We start from the raw sequence: 14364 nt of genomic DNA, 5'->3' as shown, positions 1-14364 counted from the left end.
TTGCACATGGTTCTCAATAAGGACTACGCTCCTCCCCGACCGCCCACCGCCGACCGACGACCGACGACCGCAGCGAGGAGCCGCGCCATGATCGAGACCCCGCGCGCCGAGGGCGGCTGTCTGCGGCGCATCGCCCCGGCACCGGATGCCCGCGTCCGCCTCCTCTGCCTGCCGCACGCCGGCGGCGCGGCGACCGCCTACCGCGGCTGGGCGCCGTTCGCGCCGCGGGGCGTCGAGGTCCTCGCGGTGCAGTACTCGGGCCGCGGCGACCGCTACGGCGACCCGGTCAGCCCCGACCTCGACACGCTCGCCGCCGAGGTCGCGGAGGCCGTCGACGCGCTGCCCGAGCGCCTGCCCGTCGTGCTCTTCGGCCACAGCATGGGCGCCCTGGTCGCCTACGAGACCGCGCGCGTCCTCGCCGCGCGCGGCCGCCCCGCCGCCCGGCTCGTCGTGTCGGGACGCCGCGCGCCGACCGTGCGGTGGGGCGGCACCCTGCACCGGCAGGACGACGCCGCGCTGGTCGCCGACCTCGAGCGGCAGGGCGGGACCGCGCCCGAGATCCTCGCCGACGACGACATGCGCCGCACCGTGCTCGCCTGCCTGCGCGACGACTACCGGCTCGTGGAGACGCACCGCACCGCACCCGGGCCCGGGCCCGGTTGCCCGGTGAGCGTGTTCAGCGGCGACGCGGATCCCGAGCTGCGGCCCGCGGAGGCCGAGGCGTGGCACCTGCTCGTGGCCGGCGGCGGCCCTGACTCCGGCGCCGACTCCGGCACCGGCCTCCGGGTGTTCCGCGGCGGCCACTTCTACCTGGCCGAGCGGCCGGCCGAGGTGGTCGAGGCGATCGCGTCCCTGCTGGATCCCGCGCTGGCGTTCCCCACCCAGGCGGAGGCGATGTTCCCGTGACCCTCGACCTCCAGGACTACTCGCCGGGCGCGGAGTTCTACGACCTCGTCGCCCGGCGCCACACGGAGGCGCTCGCGGGCGTGCTCGCCGAGGCGCTGGCGGGCGCCCCGGCGGGCGCGGCCTCCAGGAACTACGCGGACGACGATCCCGACGCGGACGACGCCGCAGACCCCGGCACCGTCGTGGAGCTCGGCGCCGGCACCGGCCGCGTCACGCGCCTCCTCGCCGACCTCGTGCCCGGCGCGCCGATCCTCGCCGCGGAGCCCTCCCCCGTCATGCGCGCCGTGCTGCGCAGCCGCGTGCACGAGGATCCCGACCTCCGCAGCCGGGTCACCATCCGCCCCGAGACGGCGCAGGAGCTCGTGCTGCCCGAGCGGATCCGCGCGGTCGTCCTCATCGGCGTCGCCGGCCACATCGGGAGCGACGATCGGGCCGACCTCTGGCGCCGCTGCCTCGAGCGCCTCGTCCGCGGCGGCGTGGTCGTCGTCGACCTGATGGGGACGAGCGCGCGCTCCCTCCCGCCGACGCGCCTCCTGCGCGAGCGCATCGGCACCCAGGCATACGAGTGGTGGACCACGGCCGAGCCCGGCCGCGACGGCGCCACCCGCTTCACCACCCGCTGGCTCGTGCTCGACGGCGCGAAGACGGTACGCGAGGTCCGAGGAGGATACGAATGGCACAGCCTGGACGCGGAGACGCTCGCACGGGAGGCGGGCCGGTCGTGGAGCCTGCTCCGCGGCGGGACCGAGGACGCGGCGACCGAGATCGCGGTGCTGGGCCGGTGACGGACGTGCCCAGCGCGACCGACGTGACGGACGCAGCCGACGCGACGGACCCGCCCGCGACGGTGGCCGCGGCCGTCCGCGCGGTCCGCGGCCGTCTGGTCGCGGCCGTGCTGCTGCAGGCCGCCGCCTCCGCGAGCGGGCTCGCCGCCGTCGTCGCGGTCGCCGAGATCGGCCGGACCGCGGTCGCCGACCCCGGCGGTCCCCCGGCGTGGGGCGCGGTGATCCTCGCCGCCGTCGCCGGCCTCGCGGGCCTCCTGCTCGCCGCGGCCGCCGACACCCTCACGCACCTCGCCGACGCCGACCTCCAGCTCGACCTCCGGCGCCTCGTGGTCGCGCGGCTCGGCCTGGTCCCGCTCGCCTGGTTCGACGACCACGACGCAGGCAAGGTGCGCCAGTCCGTGCAGCAGGACGTGGCCGCGCTGCACGCGCTCGTCGCCCACACGCTCCTCGACGTCACGCGGCTCGTCATCGTCACCGTCGCGTCGCTCGTCTACCTGCTCGCGCTCGACGTGCCGCTCGCGCTCGTGTGCCTCCTGCCGCTCGTCGCCGGCGTCGTGCTCTTCGCGCGGGCGATGGCGGGCGCGATGTCGTCCATGGCGGAGTACGGGCGCGCGTCGGCCGAGATCGCGGGAAGCGTGGTGGAGTTCGCCGACGGGATCCAGGTGGTGCGCTCCTTCGGCCTGCCCGGCCGCGCGCACGCGCGCTACCTGCGCGCCGTCGACGCGTTCGCCGCGTTCTTCGGCGCATGGGTCGCGCGCACCACGGCGGCCACGACCGCGTCCTGGCTGACCGTCTCGCCCATCGGCGTGCTCGCCCTCGTCGTGCCCGTCGGCGGCGCGATGGTCGCATCCGGCGCGCTGCCCGCCGCGGACCTCGCCCCCTTCCTCCTGCTCGCGCCCGCGATGGCGGCGCCCGTGGGCGCCATCGGCCCGCGCGTGCAGGCGATCCGCGGCGCCGTCGACGCGGCGGCCTCCGTCGACGAGGTGCTCCGCGCGCCCGTCGAGCCCGAGGTCTCCGACCCGCGCCTGCCCGACGTCAGCCGGGGCGCCGGCCTCGCGCTGCGCGGCGTCTGCTTCTCCTACGACGGCCAGCTCGATGCGCTCCGGGACGTCGACCTCGACCTGCCCCCGGGATCCGTGACCGCGATCGTCGGCCCGTCCGGCTCGGGCAAGTCCACGCTCGCGGCCCTCGTCGCCCGCCTGCGCCTGCCCACCCGCGGCACCCTGGAGCTCGGCGGCGTCGACGTGCGCGACGCGACCCCGTCGGCCTGGCACGCCCAGGTCGGCTGCGTGCTTCAGGACACGGTGCTGCTGCGCGACACGGCGCTCGAGAACCTCCGCCTGGGACGCCCCGATGCGCCGCTCGACGAGGTGCGCGCCGCCGCGCGGGTCGCGCAGGTCGACGACGTCATCGACGACCTGCCCGACGGGTACGGCACCGTGCTGGATCCGCGCGGCGGCCTCTCCGGCGGCGAGGCCCAGCGCATCGCCCTCGCCCGCGCTCTCGTCGCCGACTGCCCGGTGCTGGTGCTCGACGAGCCGATGGCGCACGCCGACCCGAGCACGGCCGCGCGCATGCAGCGCGCCCTCGCCTCCGCGACCCAGGGCCGGACCGTGCTGGTCGTCGCGCACCGGCTGGAGACGGTGGAGCACGCCGACCGCATCGTCGTGATGGAGGCCGGACGCATCGTGGAGCAGGGCACGCACGCGGAGCTCCTGGTACGGCACGGCCTGTACGCGCGGCTCCTCGCCGCCGGCGGGACCACGCCCGCGCCCACCGAGACCCATGAGGAGGTGCGCTGATGCGCGCGATCGACGATGCCCGGCGCACCCTGGGGCCCGAGGGCGTGCGGGAGCTGCGCCCGGTCGTGGCGCGGATGGCGGCGGCCTCCGTCCTGCACGGCGCGGCGGTGGTGGCCCTCGTGCCGGTGCTGGAGCGCCTCTTCGGCCGGGATCCGTCGTCCGCGTGGCCGTGGATCGCCCTGTTCCTGCTCTTCGCCGCCGCCCACCTCGCCGTGCAGGCCCGGGCACAGTCGGCCGCGTTCGGGGCGGGGGTCCGGGCGGCGAACGCGCTGCACCACCGCCTCGGCGACCACGTGGTGCGCCTGCCGCTCGCCTGGTTCGACGCCACCCATCGCGCGGAGCTCACGGCCGCCGCGGGCGGCAGCGTGCTCGCGTCGATGGGCGTGCCCGCGTACCTGCTGCGTCCGCTCATCACCGCGACCGTCGTGCCCGCGGTGATCGCGGCGAGCCTCCTGGTGCTGGATCCCCCGCTCGGCGTCGCCCTCCTCGTGCTCGCGCCCCTCCTGGTGCTGGCCCTCCGCGTCGGCGGCCGGATCGTGGCGCGCGCCGACGCCGAGCGCGCCGCCGCCGACACGGGGATCGGCGAGCGCGTCGTCGAGTTCGCCCAGGCGCAGCACGTGCTGCGCGCCCACGGGCGCACCGGGCGCGACGCGGGCCTCGTCGACGCGATCCTCCTGCGGCACCGCGCCGCGTCGCGCGCGCTCATCGGCCGCACGGTCGCGGGGCTGGTCGCGTTCGGCGCCGCCGTGCGCGTCGTGCTCGTGGTGGCGCTCGCCATCGTGGTGACCCGCGTGCTCGGCGGCCCCGTCGACCCGGGTCGCACGGTCGCGACGCTCGTGCTCGTCTTCCACGCGGCCGACCTCGTGGGCCAGGCGGCGGAGCTGGCGGTCGGCGTGCGCGCGGCGCGGCGCGACCTCGGGGTTGTGGCCCGGATCCTCGATGCCGCCCCCCTCCCCGAGCCGCAGCCCGGCGCGGCGCGCGTGCCGGCCGGCGCCGACGTGGAGCTCGACGGCGTGTCCTTCTCCTACCCGGGATCCGCGGCCGAGGCCGTCTCGGGCCTCGACGCCGCGCTACCCGCCGGCGGCATGACCGCGCTCGTGGGGCCGTCCGGATCCGGGAAGACGACGGTCGCCCGGCTCATCGCCCGCGCCGCCGACGTGACGGGCGGGGCCGTGCGCATCGGCGGCGTCGACGTCCGCGACATGGCGCTCGCCGACGTGGCCGCGCACGTGTCCACCGTCTTCCAGGACGTCCACCTGCTCGCGGGCACGCTCGGCGACAACGTGCGCATCGCGGATCCGGACGCGGACGACGCGGCCGTGGCGGACGCGCTCCGCCGCGCGGGCCTGCCGCTCGGCGACGGCCTCGACCTCGACACACCGGTGGGCGAGGGCGGCCGACAGCTGTCGGGCGGCCAGCGCCAGCGCGTGTCGATCGCCAGGGTGCTCCTGAAGGACGCGCCCGTGGTCGTGCTCGACGAGGCCACGGCAGCGCTCGACGCGGAGAGCGAGGCGGCCGTGGCCGAGGCGATCCGGCTCCTGCGCGGGCGCCGCACCCTGCTCGTGATCGCCCACCGGCTCGACACCGTGCGGAGCGCCGACGAGATCCTCGTGCTCGACGGCGGGCGCCTCGTGCAGCGCGGGACGCACGACGCTCTGGCCGGGCAGCCGGGCGTCTACGCGGGGTTCCTCGCCGACGTGGTCGCGGCGGACGGCTGGCGGGTGCGCGCCCAGTACTCGTAGCGCGAGGCGGGCACGAAGCCGAGCCCCTCGTACAGGGCCAGGGCCCCGTCGTTCTCGGCGACGACCTGCAGCCAGAGGTCCGTGATCCCCCGCTCGACGCCGGCCCGGACCGCCGCTGCCATGGCCGCCCGCGACAGCCCGCGGCGGCGGGCCTCGGGGCGCGTCGCGACGGCGAAGAGTCCGCCCCAGGCGCCCACGAGCGCGAGCCGCGCGGTGGCGAGCACGCGGTCGCCGTCGCGCACGGACGCGTACACGGCGGGGCCGCGCTCGAGGATCCCGCGCGCGACGGCGAGCTCCGCGGATCCGCCGCGCCCGTCGACGCTCCACCACGCGTCGAGCCAGGCGTCGTCGGGCGCGTCGGCGACCGTGACGGCGAGCGCGGGATCCGCGGGCCGCGCACCCACCAGCCGCTCCGCCACCGCGGCGGCGTCGGCGACCTGCACGAGCGTGCGCGCCTCGGCGACGTAGCCGCGGGCGGCCAGGCGGGACGCGAGGTCGGCGGGCTCGGACGCGGGCGACACCTGCACGCAGGCGTCGATGCCGTGGTCGCGCGCGAAGGCCTCGACCGCGTCGAGCGCGGCGTCCGGATCGGCGACGGGGCCGGCCGGGAGCGCCGAGTTCGCGCGCTTGGTCACTCCCCCGGCGGCACGCAGGATCCAGCCCCCGTGCCGCTCGCGGTGCTCCGCCGGCCAGCCGTGATCGGCGAGGTCGTCGAGCAGGGCGGCCGCGGCGCGCGGGTCCATGGCGCGCACGGCGGCGGCTCCGGACCCGGCGTCGGATCCTCCGCTCACGCCAGCGCCCCCGCGTCCGCCGCCCCGCGCGACACGTCGTCGTCCGCGTCCGCCGCCCGCAGCACGCGCAGCGCGTTGCCGCCCGCGAGCGCCCGGAGGTCGTCGTCCGACCAGCCGCGATCGGCGAGCGCCGCGATCAGGGCCGGGTAGCACGAGACGTCCTCGAGCCCGTCCGGCGTGCGGTCGACGCCGTCGTAGTCGCCGCCGAGGCCCACGTGCCGGGGGCCGGCGACCTCGCGGATCCGCTCCACGTGCCGCACGACGTCGGCGAGCGTCGCACGCGGCCGCTCCCCGGGCCGGCGGGCGGCGACGGCCTGCACGCCCTCGTGGTCGCGCGGGTCCACGCCCTCCGCCACGGCGAGCGCCAGCGTCTCGTCGTGCCACGCCGCGACCGCGGGCGACACGAACTGCGGCACGAACGTCGCCATGCAGACGCCGCCGTTCGCGGGCAGCGCGGCCAGCACGTCGTCGGGCACGTTCCGCGGCACGTCGCACTCGGCGCGCGCGCCCGAATGGCTGAACAGCACGGGCCGCCGGGCGATCCGCAGCGCGTGCCGCATGACGTCGGCCGACACGTGCGACAGGTCGACGAGCATGCCGATCCGCTCCATCTCGGCCACCACGCGCTCGCCCGCCGGGCTCAGCCCGTGGTGCACGGGCGCGTCGGTCGCCGAGTCGGCCCAGGCCACGTTCGCGTTGTGCGTGAGGGTCATGTACCGCACGCCGAGCGCCCGCATCGTCCGCAGCGTGCCGAGGGATCCGCCGATCGAGTGGCCGCCCTCCATTCCGAGCAGCGACGCGATGCGTCCGGACGCGACGACGCGCTCGACGTCGTCCGCGGTCACGGCGAGCGCGAGCCGGTCCGGGTGCGCGGCGACGAGGCGGTGGACCACGTCGATCTGCTCGATGGTCGAGCGCACGGGGTCGATCCCGGGCAGGTCGGGCACCCACACCGACCAGAACTGCGCCGCCACCCGACCGCGCGCGAGGCGCGGCAGGTCGGTGTGCAGACCGGGCACGGCATCGTCCACGGCCAGGCGCGCGATCACGTCGTCGCCGACGGACGCGCTGGGCCCGCCCTCCCGCACCGCGCGCTCGCGCAGCGCCCAGGCGAGGTCGTCATGGCCGTCGACGATGCCCTGCGTGTCGAGCAGGCGCGCGACGCGGTCGGCGAGCGCGGGCGAGGGGGCGGGTGCGTCCGTCATCCGCGGATCAGCGCCCGGAGCCGTCGACCGCGAGCGGCTCGATGGCCGCAAGCTCGTCGTCGGTCAGCGCGGGAGCGCCCGCCGCGGCCACGTTCTGCTCCAGCTGCTCCACGCTCGACGCGCCGATGAGCGCGCTCGTGATCCCCGGGTGCCGCAGCACCCACGACAGCGCGAGCTGCGCGAGCGTCTGCCCGCGCCCCTCGGCCACGGCCTGCAGGCCGCGCGCCCGCTCGAGGTAGACGGAAGAGACCGCCGACTCGTCGAGGAACCCGCTGGTCGCGGCGCGCGAGTCCGCGGGGACGGATCCCGACAGGTACCGGTCGGTGAGCAGCCCCTGCGCGAGCGGCGAGAACACGATGCAGCCGGATCCCACCTCCTCGAGCACGGGCAGCAGCCCGCCCTCGACGTGCCGGTTGAACATCGAGTAGCTCGGCTGGTGGATGGTCAGCGGCACCTTGTGCTCGGCGAGCGCCGCCACCGCGCGCTCCGTCTGCTCGGGCGAGTAGTTGCTGATCCCGGCGTAGAGCGCCTTGCCCTGGTGCACCGCGGTCGCGAGCGCGCCCATGGTCTCCTCGATGGGCGTCTCGGGATCCGGACGGTGCGAGTAGAAGACGTCCACGTACTCGAGGCCCATGCGCCCGAGGCTCTGGTCGAGCGACGCGAGCATCGACTTGCGGGATCCCCACTCGCCGTAGGGGCCGTCCCACATGAGGTAGCCGGCCTTGGAGGAGATGACGATCTCATCGCGGTACGGGCGGAGGTCCTCCGCGAGGATCCGGCCGAACGCCGTCTCGGCGCTGCCGGGAGGCGGGCCGTAGTTGTTCGCGAGGTCGAAGTGCGTGATGCCGAGGTCGAACGCGCGGCGCACGATGGCGCGCTGGGTGTCGATCGGGCGGGCGGTGCCGAAGTTGTGCCAGAGGCCGAGCGACAGCTCGGGGAGCTTGAGGCCGCTGCGGCCGGAACGGCGGTACGGCATGGACGAGTAGCGATCGGGATGAGCGACGTAGGTCATCCGCCGAGCGTACCGAGGGCGGCTCGCCTGCCCGGCGCGCGCGGCGGACCCTCCACCCCCTAGCCGCCCGCGGCAACCCCCTTGGCGGGCGGCGGCGGAGGGCCTTCACTGAGAGCGTGCACACCATCCACTACGCCGACGGGCGCTATCTGACGGGCGACGACATCGCCCGGGCCGTCGTCGAGTGCGCGCAGGCGCTCGCGCGCGAGGGCATGGCCGCGGCTACCGTGACGGTGCCCGTCTGGCTGCCCGAGGGCGGCGTGGGCGAGGTCGAGATCCTCATCGGCCCGGCCAGCCAGATCGTGGTCGAGCCGGCCGGCCCCTCGGAGGACGAGCTGCGCGACCCGGAGGCCGTCGACCGGATCCGCGCGCTCACCGTCCGCGCCCGCCAGTCGCAGTCGAGCACGAGCGTGACCGCCGACCGGCAGGACGGCACGGCCGTCCCGGGGCTCGAGGACCTGGACTGACGGCACGCGCGCCTCCTCGGCGCGCGCACCCGCGTCGGCACGGGAGGATGGATCCGTCCCCACCCGCATCGACGCGAGGAGCACCATGCCCGACACCGCCGTCCCCTCCGCCCTCCTCCACCTCCGGGCGTCCGGCGTCTCGCTGGTGCTCGACCTCACGGAGGGCCGCCTGCCGGCCGTCGTGCACTGGGGCGCGGATCTCGGCGACACCAGCGAGGCCGACCTCGCGACCCTGGCGCTCGCGGCCGTCGAGCCGATCGCCGGCAGCGTGGCCGACGATCCCATCCGCCTCGCGATCCTCCCCGAGGCGCACACGTCGTGGACAGGCAAGCCCGGCCTCGAGGGCCACCGCGACGGCGCGGACTGGTCGCCGCTGTTCCGCGTCACGTCCGCCGCCGTCGACGGCGACCCGCTCCCCGCGGGCACCGACGGCCGGCCCGGATCCGCGTCCGCCGGCCCCGCCCTCGTGCACGTCGACGCCGTAGACGAGGTCGCGGGTCTCGGCCTCGCGCTCGACGTCGAGCTGCTGGCGTCCGGCCTCGTCCGCACGCGCGCCGAGGTCACGAACCTGGGCGAGGGGACCTACTCCGTCGGCGGCGTCACGCTCGCGCTGCCCCTGCCGGCCGAGGCCCGCGAGATCCTCGACTTCGCCGGACGCTGGGGCCTCGAGCGCACTCCCCAGCGCCGGGAGCTCGTCGTCGGGATCCACGAGCGGGAGGGCCGCAAGGGCCGCACCGGACCCGACGCCGCGACGCTCCTCTCGGTCGGCACCCCCGGCTTCGGCTTCCGGCAGGGCGAGGTCCGCGGCGTGCACGTCGCCTTCAGCGGCAACCACCGCCACTACGCCGAGCGCCTCTCCACGGGCCGGCAGGTGATCGGCGGCGGCGAGCTGCTGCTGCCCGGCGAGGTGCGCCTGGCCCAGGGCGAGGCCTACGCGAGCCCGTGGGTCTACGCCGCGTACGGCGACGGCCTCGACGACCAGGCCGCCCGCTTCCACCGCCACCTGCGCGCGCGGGACACGCACCCGCGCCGGGACCGGCCCATGACGATCAACGTGTGGGAGGCCGTCTACTTCGACCACGACCTCGCGCGCCTGACGGACCTCGCCGATCGCGCCGCCGCGCTCGGCGTCGAGCGCTACGTGCTCGACGACGGCTGGTTCCGCCACCGCCGCGACGACCACGCGGGCCTCGGCGACTGGTACGTCGACGAGGATGTGTGGCCGGACGGCCTCGGCCCGATCATCGACCACGTCACGGGCCTCGGCATGGAGTTCGGCCTCTGGTTCGAGCCCGAGATGGTCAACGAGGACTCCGATCTGGCGCGCGCCCACCCCGAGTGGATCATGGCCACCGGTGGCCGCCTCCCCCGCCGGGCCCGCGACCAGCAGGTGCTCGACCTCGCGATCCCCGAGGCGTACGACCACGTGCTCGAGCGGATGACCGCGATCCTGACCGAGAACGACATCGCCTACATCAAGTGGGACCACAACCGCGACCTCGTCGACGCCGGCATCGCCCCGCGCGGCGAGGCGGGCGTGCACCTGCAGACGCTCGCCGCGTACCGCCTCATGGACGAGCTGAAGGCGCGCTTCCCCGGGCTCGAGATCGAGTCGTGCTCGTCGGGCGGATCCCGCGTCGACCTCGGCGTGCTCGAGCGCACCGACCGCGTCTGGGTCTCCGACTGCATCGACCCGCTCGACCGCCAGACGATGATGCGCTGGACCATGCAGCTCCTCCCGCCGGAGCTGATGGGCTCGCACATCGCGTCGGGCGTGAGCCACACCACCGGCCGCGCGCACCGGCTGGCGTTCCGCGCGGGCTCGGCGCTCTACGGCCACCTCGGCATCGAGTGGGACCTCGCGCAGGCCACGGACGAGGAGAACGCGGACCTCGCGGCGTGGATCGCCCTCTACAAGGAGGAGCGCGCGCTGATGCACACGGGCACGGTCGTCCGCGCGGACGAGAGCGACCCGACGCTCCTCGTCTACGGCACTGTGGCGTCGGACGCCGACTCCGCGCTGTTCTTCCTCGCGTCGATCGGCCGCTCCGAGGTCTCCCCGCGCGGCCGCTTCCTGCTGCCTGGCCTGGATCCCGAGCGCCGCTACCGCGTGGAGCCCGTGCGCGTCGGCACCCCCGAGCCCGGCTTCGCGGCGCCGGCCTGGTGGGACGGCGTCGAGCTCACCGGCCGCGCGCTCGCGGCGTCGGGCCTGCACGCGCCGTTGATGCTGCCCGAGTCGATCGCGATCCTGCGGGTGACGGCGGTCTGATCCCGGCCGGACACGACGACGGCCCGCCGCGAGCACCCGCCAGGGAGCGCGCGGCGGGCCGCACGGGGATCAGGCTCCTGGCGCCGCATCCTCCGGCTCGTCGCTCCACGCGCGGCTGACCGTGAGGCTGTCGCCGTCGGGCGCCAGGTCGACCCGCACCGCGTCGCCGTCGCGGATGTCGCCCGCGAGCAGCTCGCGCGCGAGCCGGTCGTCGATCTCACGCTGCATGAGGCGGCGCAGCGGCCGGGCGCCGTACAGCGGGTCGTGGCCGCGCTCGGCGAGCCAGCGGCGGGCGTCCGGCGTGACGCCGAGCGAGAGCCGGCGGTCCGAGAGCCGCACGCCGAGCCGGTCGATGTAGAGCTCCACGATCTGCGCGAGGTCGTCCATCGACAGCGTCTGGAACACGACGATGTCGTCGAGCCGGTTCACGAACTCCGGCTTGAACGTCTGGCGCACGAGCTGCTGCACGGCCTGCTCGCGCTGGTCGAGCGGCAGCGCGGCGTCGCTGATGAACTGCGAGCCGAGGTTGCTGGTGAGCACGAGGATCACGTTGCGGAAGTCGACCGTGCGGCCCTGGCCGTCGGTGAGCCGGCCGTCGTCGAGCACCTGCAGCAGCACGTCGAACACCTCGGGGTGCGCCTTCTCGACCTCGTCGAGCAGCACCACGGAGTACGGGCGCCGCCGCACGGCCTCGGTGAGCTGGCCGCCCTGCTCGTAGCCGACGTACCCGGGAGGCGCGCCCACCAGCCGCGAGACGGCGAACTTCTCGCCGTACTCGCTCATGTCGATGCGCACCATCGCCTTCTCGTCGTCGAACAGGAACTCCGCGAGCGCCTTCGCGAGCTCGGTCTTGCCGACGCCCGTGGGCCCGAGGAAGAGGAAGGACCCGGTGGGCCGGTCGGGATCCGAGATGCCGGCGCGCGTCCGGCGCACCGCGTCCGCGACGGCCCGCACAGCCGGCTTCTGGCCGATGAGGCGCTTGCCGAGCTCCTGCTCGAGGTGCAGCAGCTTCTCGGTCTCGCCCTGGAGCAGCCGGCCGACGGGGATCCCCGTCCACGCCGCGACGACCGCCGCCACGTCCTCGGCGGTCACCTGCTCGTTCACCATGCGGTCCTCGGCCGACGGCACCGACTCGGCGGCCTCCGCCTGCGCGACCTCGCGCTCGATCACTGGGATCTCGCCGTACAGCAGGCGCGATGCCTTCTCCAGGTTCCCCTCGCGCTGGGCCCGCTCGGCGCGGATCCGCAGCTCGTTCAGCTCGTCCTTCAGCTTGCCGACGCGGTTGACGCTCGCGCGCTCCGCCTCCCAGCGCCGCTGCAGCTCGCCGAGGGTCTGCTCGCGCGCGGCGACGTCCTCGCGCAGCTTCGCGAGCCGCGCCTTCGACGCCTCGTCCTTCTCGCGCTTGAGCGCGAGCTCCTCGAGCCGCATCCGGTCGACCGCGCGCCGCAGCTCGTCGATCTCCACGGGCGACGAGTCGATCTCCATCCGCAGGCGAGAGGCCGCCTCGTCGATGAGGTCGATGGCCTTGTCCGGCAGCTGTCGCGCCGGGATGTAGCGGTTGGAGAGGGACGCGGCCGCGACGAGCGCCGCATCCGTGATGGGCACCTGGTGGTGCGCCTCGTACCGGCCCTTGAGGCCGCGGAGGATCGCGACGGTGTCCTCGACGCTCGGCTCGCCGACGTACACCTGCTGGAAGCGGCGCTCGAGCGCGGCGTCCTTCTCGATGTACTGGCGGTACTCGTCGAGCGTGGTGGCGCCGATGAGGCGGAGCTCGCCGCGCGCGAGCATGGGCTTGAGCATGTTGGACGCGGCCACGGATCCCTCGCCGCCGCCCGCGCCCATGAGCGTGTGCAGCTCGTCGACGAACGTGATGATCTCGCCGTCGGCGTCGTCGATCTCCTTGAGCACCGCCTTCAGCCGCTCCTCGAACTCGCCGCGGTACTTCGCGCCCGCGACGAGCGCCGCCAGATCCAGCGACACGAGCTGCTTGCCCTTGAGCGAGTCGGCCACGTCGCCCGCGACGATGCGCTGCGCGAGGCCCTCGACCACGGCGGTCTTGCCGACGCCGGGCTCGCCGATGAGCACCGGGTTGTTCTTGGTGCGCCGCGTGAGCACCTGGCTGATGCGCCGGATCTCCGCGTCGCGTCCGATGACCGGGTCGAGCTTGCCGCTCTTCGCGATCTCGGTCAGGTTCACCCCGTACTGCTCGAGCGCGGTCTTCGCGTTCTCGTCGGTGGCGGGTGCGCCCTGCATGTTGGCCACTGCGTTCCCTTCGGTCGTACTTGAGTCGTGCTGGCTCAAGTTTACTTCGGGATGCGACTCAGCGCTACCGGGCGGCGGCGGCCGGCATCGCCGCGACGGCGATCGCCACGTCCTCGGTGACAAGGTCGGCGTTCGCCATCGCGCCCGCCATGGTGCCGGCTGCCATGGCCACCGGCACGTTCGCGGACGCGCTGGCCGCGTTGCCCGCGACGAGGAGGCCGGGCACGCTCGTACGGCCCATCGGATCCACGGCGACGAAGGGACCCCAGGGCGTGTCCTCGATGGCGGCGCCCAGCTCGCGGGCCAGGCCGTCGCGGGGCGCGACGCCGGGCATCGCGAAGAGCGAGTCGAGCGGGAGGTTCCGCCCGTCGGCGAGCTCCACGCCCTCGAGCGCACCCCGCTCCCCGAGCACGCGCACGACCGCGGCCTCCTCGACGCGGATCCCGCGGGCGTCGATCCCGGCGCGGGTCGCCTCGTCGATCGCGAGGGGCGCGCCATCCGCCGTGCCGCCGGCCACGAGGAACGTGATGTCGGCGGACCACTGTCGCAGCATCTGCACGTGGTGGAGGCTGCCGGGTCCGGTCGCGAGCACGCCGATGCGCCGGTCGCGCACCTCGTAGCCGTCGCAGTACGGGCAGACGACGACGCCCGCGCCCCAGTGGGCGGCGAGGCCGGGGATCTCGGGCAGGACGTCGGCGAGTCCGGTCGCGAGGATCACGCGGCGGGCCATCACCTCGGCCCCGCCGTCGAGCGTCACGCGGAAGCGCGGGCCCGCGGGATCGTCGAGCGCCACGATCCCCTCGACCCGCCCGTCGACCACGACGCCGCCGTAGCCCTCGACCTCGCGGCGCCCCTCCGCGACGAGCTGCCGCGGCGGCTTCCCGTCGTGACCGAGCACGCCGTGCATGTGCGACGCGACCGCATTGCGGGGCTGGCCCGCGTCGACGACGAGCACGCTGCGGCGGGCGCGCGCCAGCATGAGCGCCGCGCTCGATCCCGCGACGCCGCCGCCGATGACGACCGCGTCCCACTCGTGCTGACCTTCGTTGCGCTGCGTGATGTCCATGGTCCGAGCCTGTCGCGTCCGGTCGCGCGACGCATGGCTCCTTGCGAGAACGGCAAG

The 14364-nt window shown here is 75.5% G+C and carries 11 protein-coding genes; 6 read left to right on the top strand and 5 right to left on the bottom strand.

Annotation, left to right across the window (positions count from 1 at the left end):
- Positions 1–87: 87 nt before the first annotated feature.
- From KYT88_RS01400 to KYT88_RS01385, 4 genes are read left to right on the top strand one after another with little or no spacing between them, the layout of a single operon-like run.
- Positions 88–906, top strand: a complete 819-nt coding sequence (locus tag KYT88_RS01400) for a thioesterase II family protein (RefSeq protein WP_237583734.1) — start codon at positions 88–90, stop codon at positions 904–906.
- Positions 903–1691, top strand: a complete 789-nt coding sequence (locus KYT88_RS01395; RefSeq protein WP_043586188.1) for a class I SAM-dependent methyltransferase — start codon at positions 903–905, stop codon at positions 1689–1691. Before KYT88_RS01400 ends, KYT88_RS01395 begins: the two co-directional genes overlap by 4 nt.
- Positions 1692–1696: 5 nt before the next feature.
- Entirely contained in the window at positions 1697–3493 is a 1797-nt protein-coding gene (locus KYT88_RS01390) for an ABC transporter ATP-binding protein (RefSeq protein WP_156032210.1), read from the top strand.
- A complete protein-coding gene (locus tag KYT88_RS01385) occupies positions 3493–5235 on the top strand; it encodes an ABC transporter ATP-binding protein (RefSeq protein ID WP_043586184.1) in 1743 nt (580 codons plus the stop codon). The genes KYT88_RS01390 and KYT88_RS01385 overlap by 1 nt, the downstream gene beginning before the upstream one ends.
- Here KYT88_RS01385 and KYT88_RS01380 read toward each other — a convergent pair.
- Genes KYT88_RS01380 through KYT88_RS01370 form a run of 3 tightly spaced genes read right to left on the bottom strand, consistent with a single transcriptional unit; the run spans position 5169 to position 8243 of the window.
- Positions 5169–6026: a GNAT family N-acetyltransferase gene (locus tag KYT88_RS01380; protein WP_237583733.1), complete on the bottom strand. Its 858-nt coding sequence runs from the start codon at positions 6024–6026 to the stop codon at positions 5169–5171. The genes KYT88_RS01385 and KYT88_RS01380 overlap by 67 nt on opposite strands.
- Positions 6023–7231, bottom strand: coding sequence for a dipeptidase (locus KYT88_RS01375; protein ID WP_237583732.1), 1209 nt, complete (start codon positions 7229–7231; stop codon positions 6023–6025). The genes KYT88_RS01380 and KYT88_RS01375 overlap by 4 nt, the downstream gene beginning before the upstream one ends.
- Before the next feature lie 7 nt (positions 7232–7238).
- Positions 7239–8243: an aldo/keto reductase gene (locus KYT88_RS01370; protein WP_043585936.1), complete on the bottom strand. Its 1005-nt coding sequence runs from the start codon at positions 8241–8243 to the stop codon at positions 7239–7241.
- A 116-nt stretch (positions 8244–8359) separates the two neighbouring features.
- Between KYT88_RS01370 and KYT88_RS01365 the strand changes: the two genes are divergently transcribed.
- Positions 8360–8710 carry a hypothetical protein gene (locus KYT88_RS01365; protein WP_043585937.1) on the top strand — a complete coding sequence of 117 codons (351 nt, stop codon included), beginning with the start codon at positions 8360–8362 and terminating at the stop codon, positions 8708–8710.
- Positions 8711–8795: 85 nt separating this feature from the next.
- Positions 8796–10979, top strand: coding sequence for an alpha-galactosidase (locus KYT88_RS01360; protein ID WP_119374079.1), 2184 nt, complete (start codon positions 8796–8798; stop codon positions 10977–10979).
- A gap of 69 nt (positions 10980–11048) precedes the next feature.
- Here the strand turns inward: KYT88_RS01360 and KYT88_RS01355 are convergent, their stop codons facing one another.
- Together KYT88_RS01355 and KYT88_RS01350 are read right to left on the bottom strand one after the other, a co-directional pair.
- Positions 11049–13241 (bottom strand): ATP-dependent Clp protease ATP-binding subunit, encoded by a 2193-nt coding sequence (locus KYT88_RS01355; RefSeq protein ID WP_119374080.1) that lies wholly within the window; start codon positions 13239–13241, stop codon positions 11049–11051.
- Positions 13242–13305: 64 nt separating this feature from the next.
- Positions 13306–14307: an NAD(P)/FAD-dependent oxidoreductase gene (locus KYT88_RS01350; protein WP_043583160.1), complete on the bottom strand. Its 1002-nt coding sequence runs from the start codon at positions 14305–14307 to the stop codon at positions 13306–13308.
- Between the last annotated feature and the right edge of the window lie 57 nt (positions 14308–14364).

This window comes from Clavibacter sp. A6099, from assembly GCF_021919125.1.
Lineage (GTDB): Bacteria > Actinomycetota > Actinomycetes > Actinomycetales > Microbacteriaceae > Clavibacter > Clavibacter seminis.
Note: the sequence above shows the minus strand (reverse complement) of the source record. Positions and strands in the feature narration are given on the sequence as shown.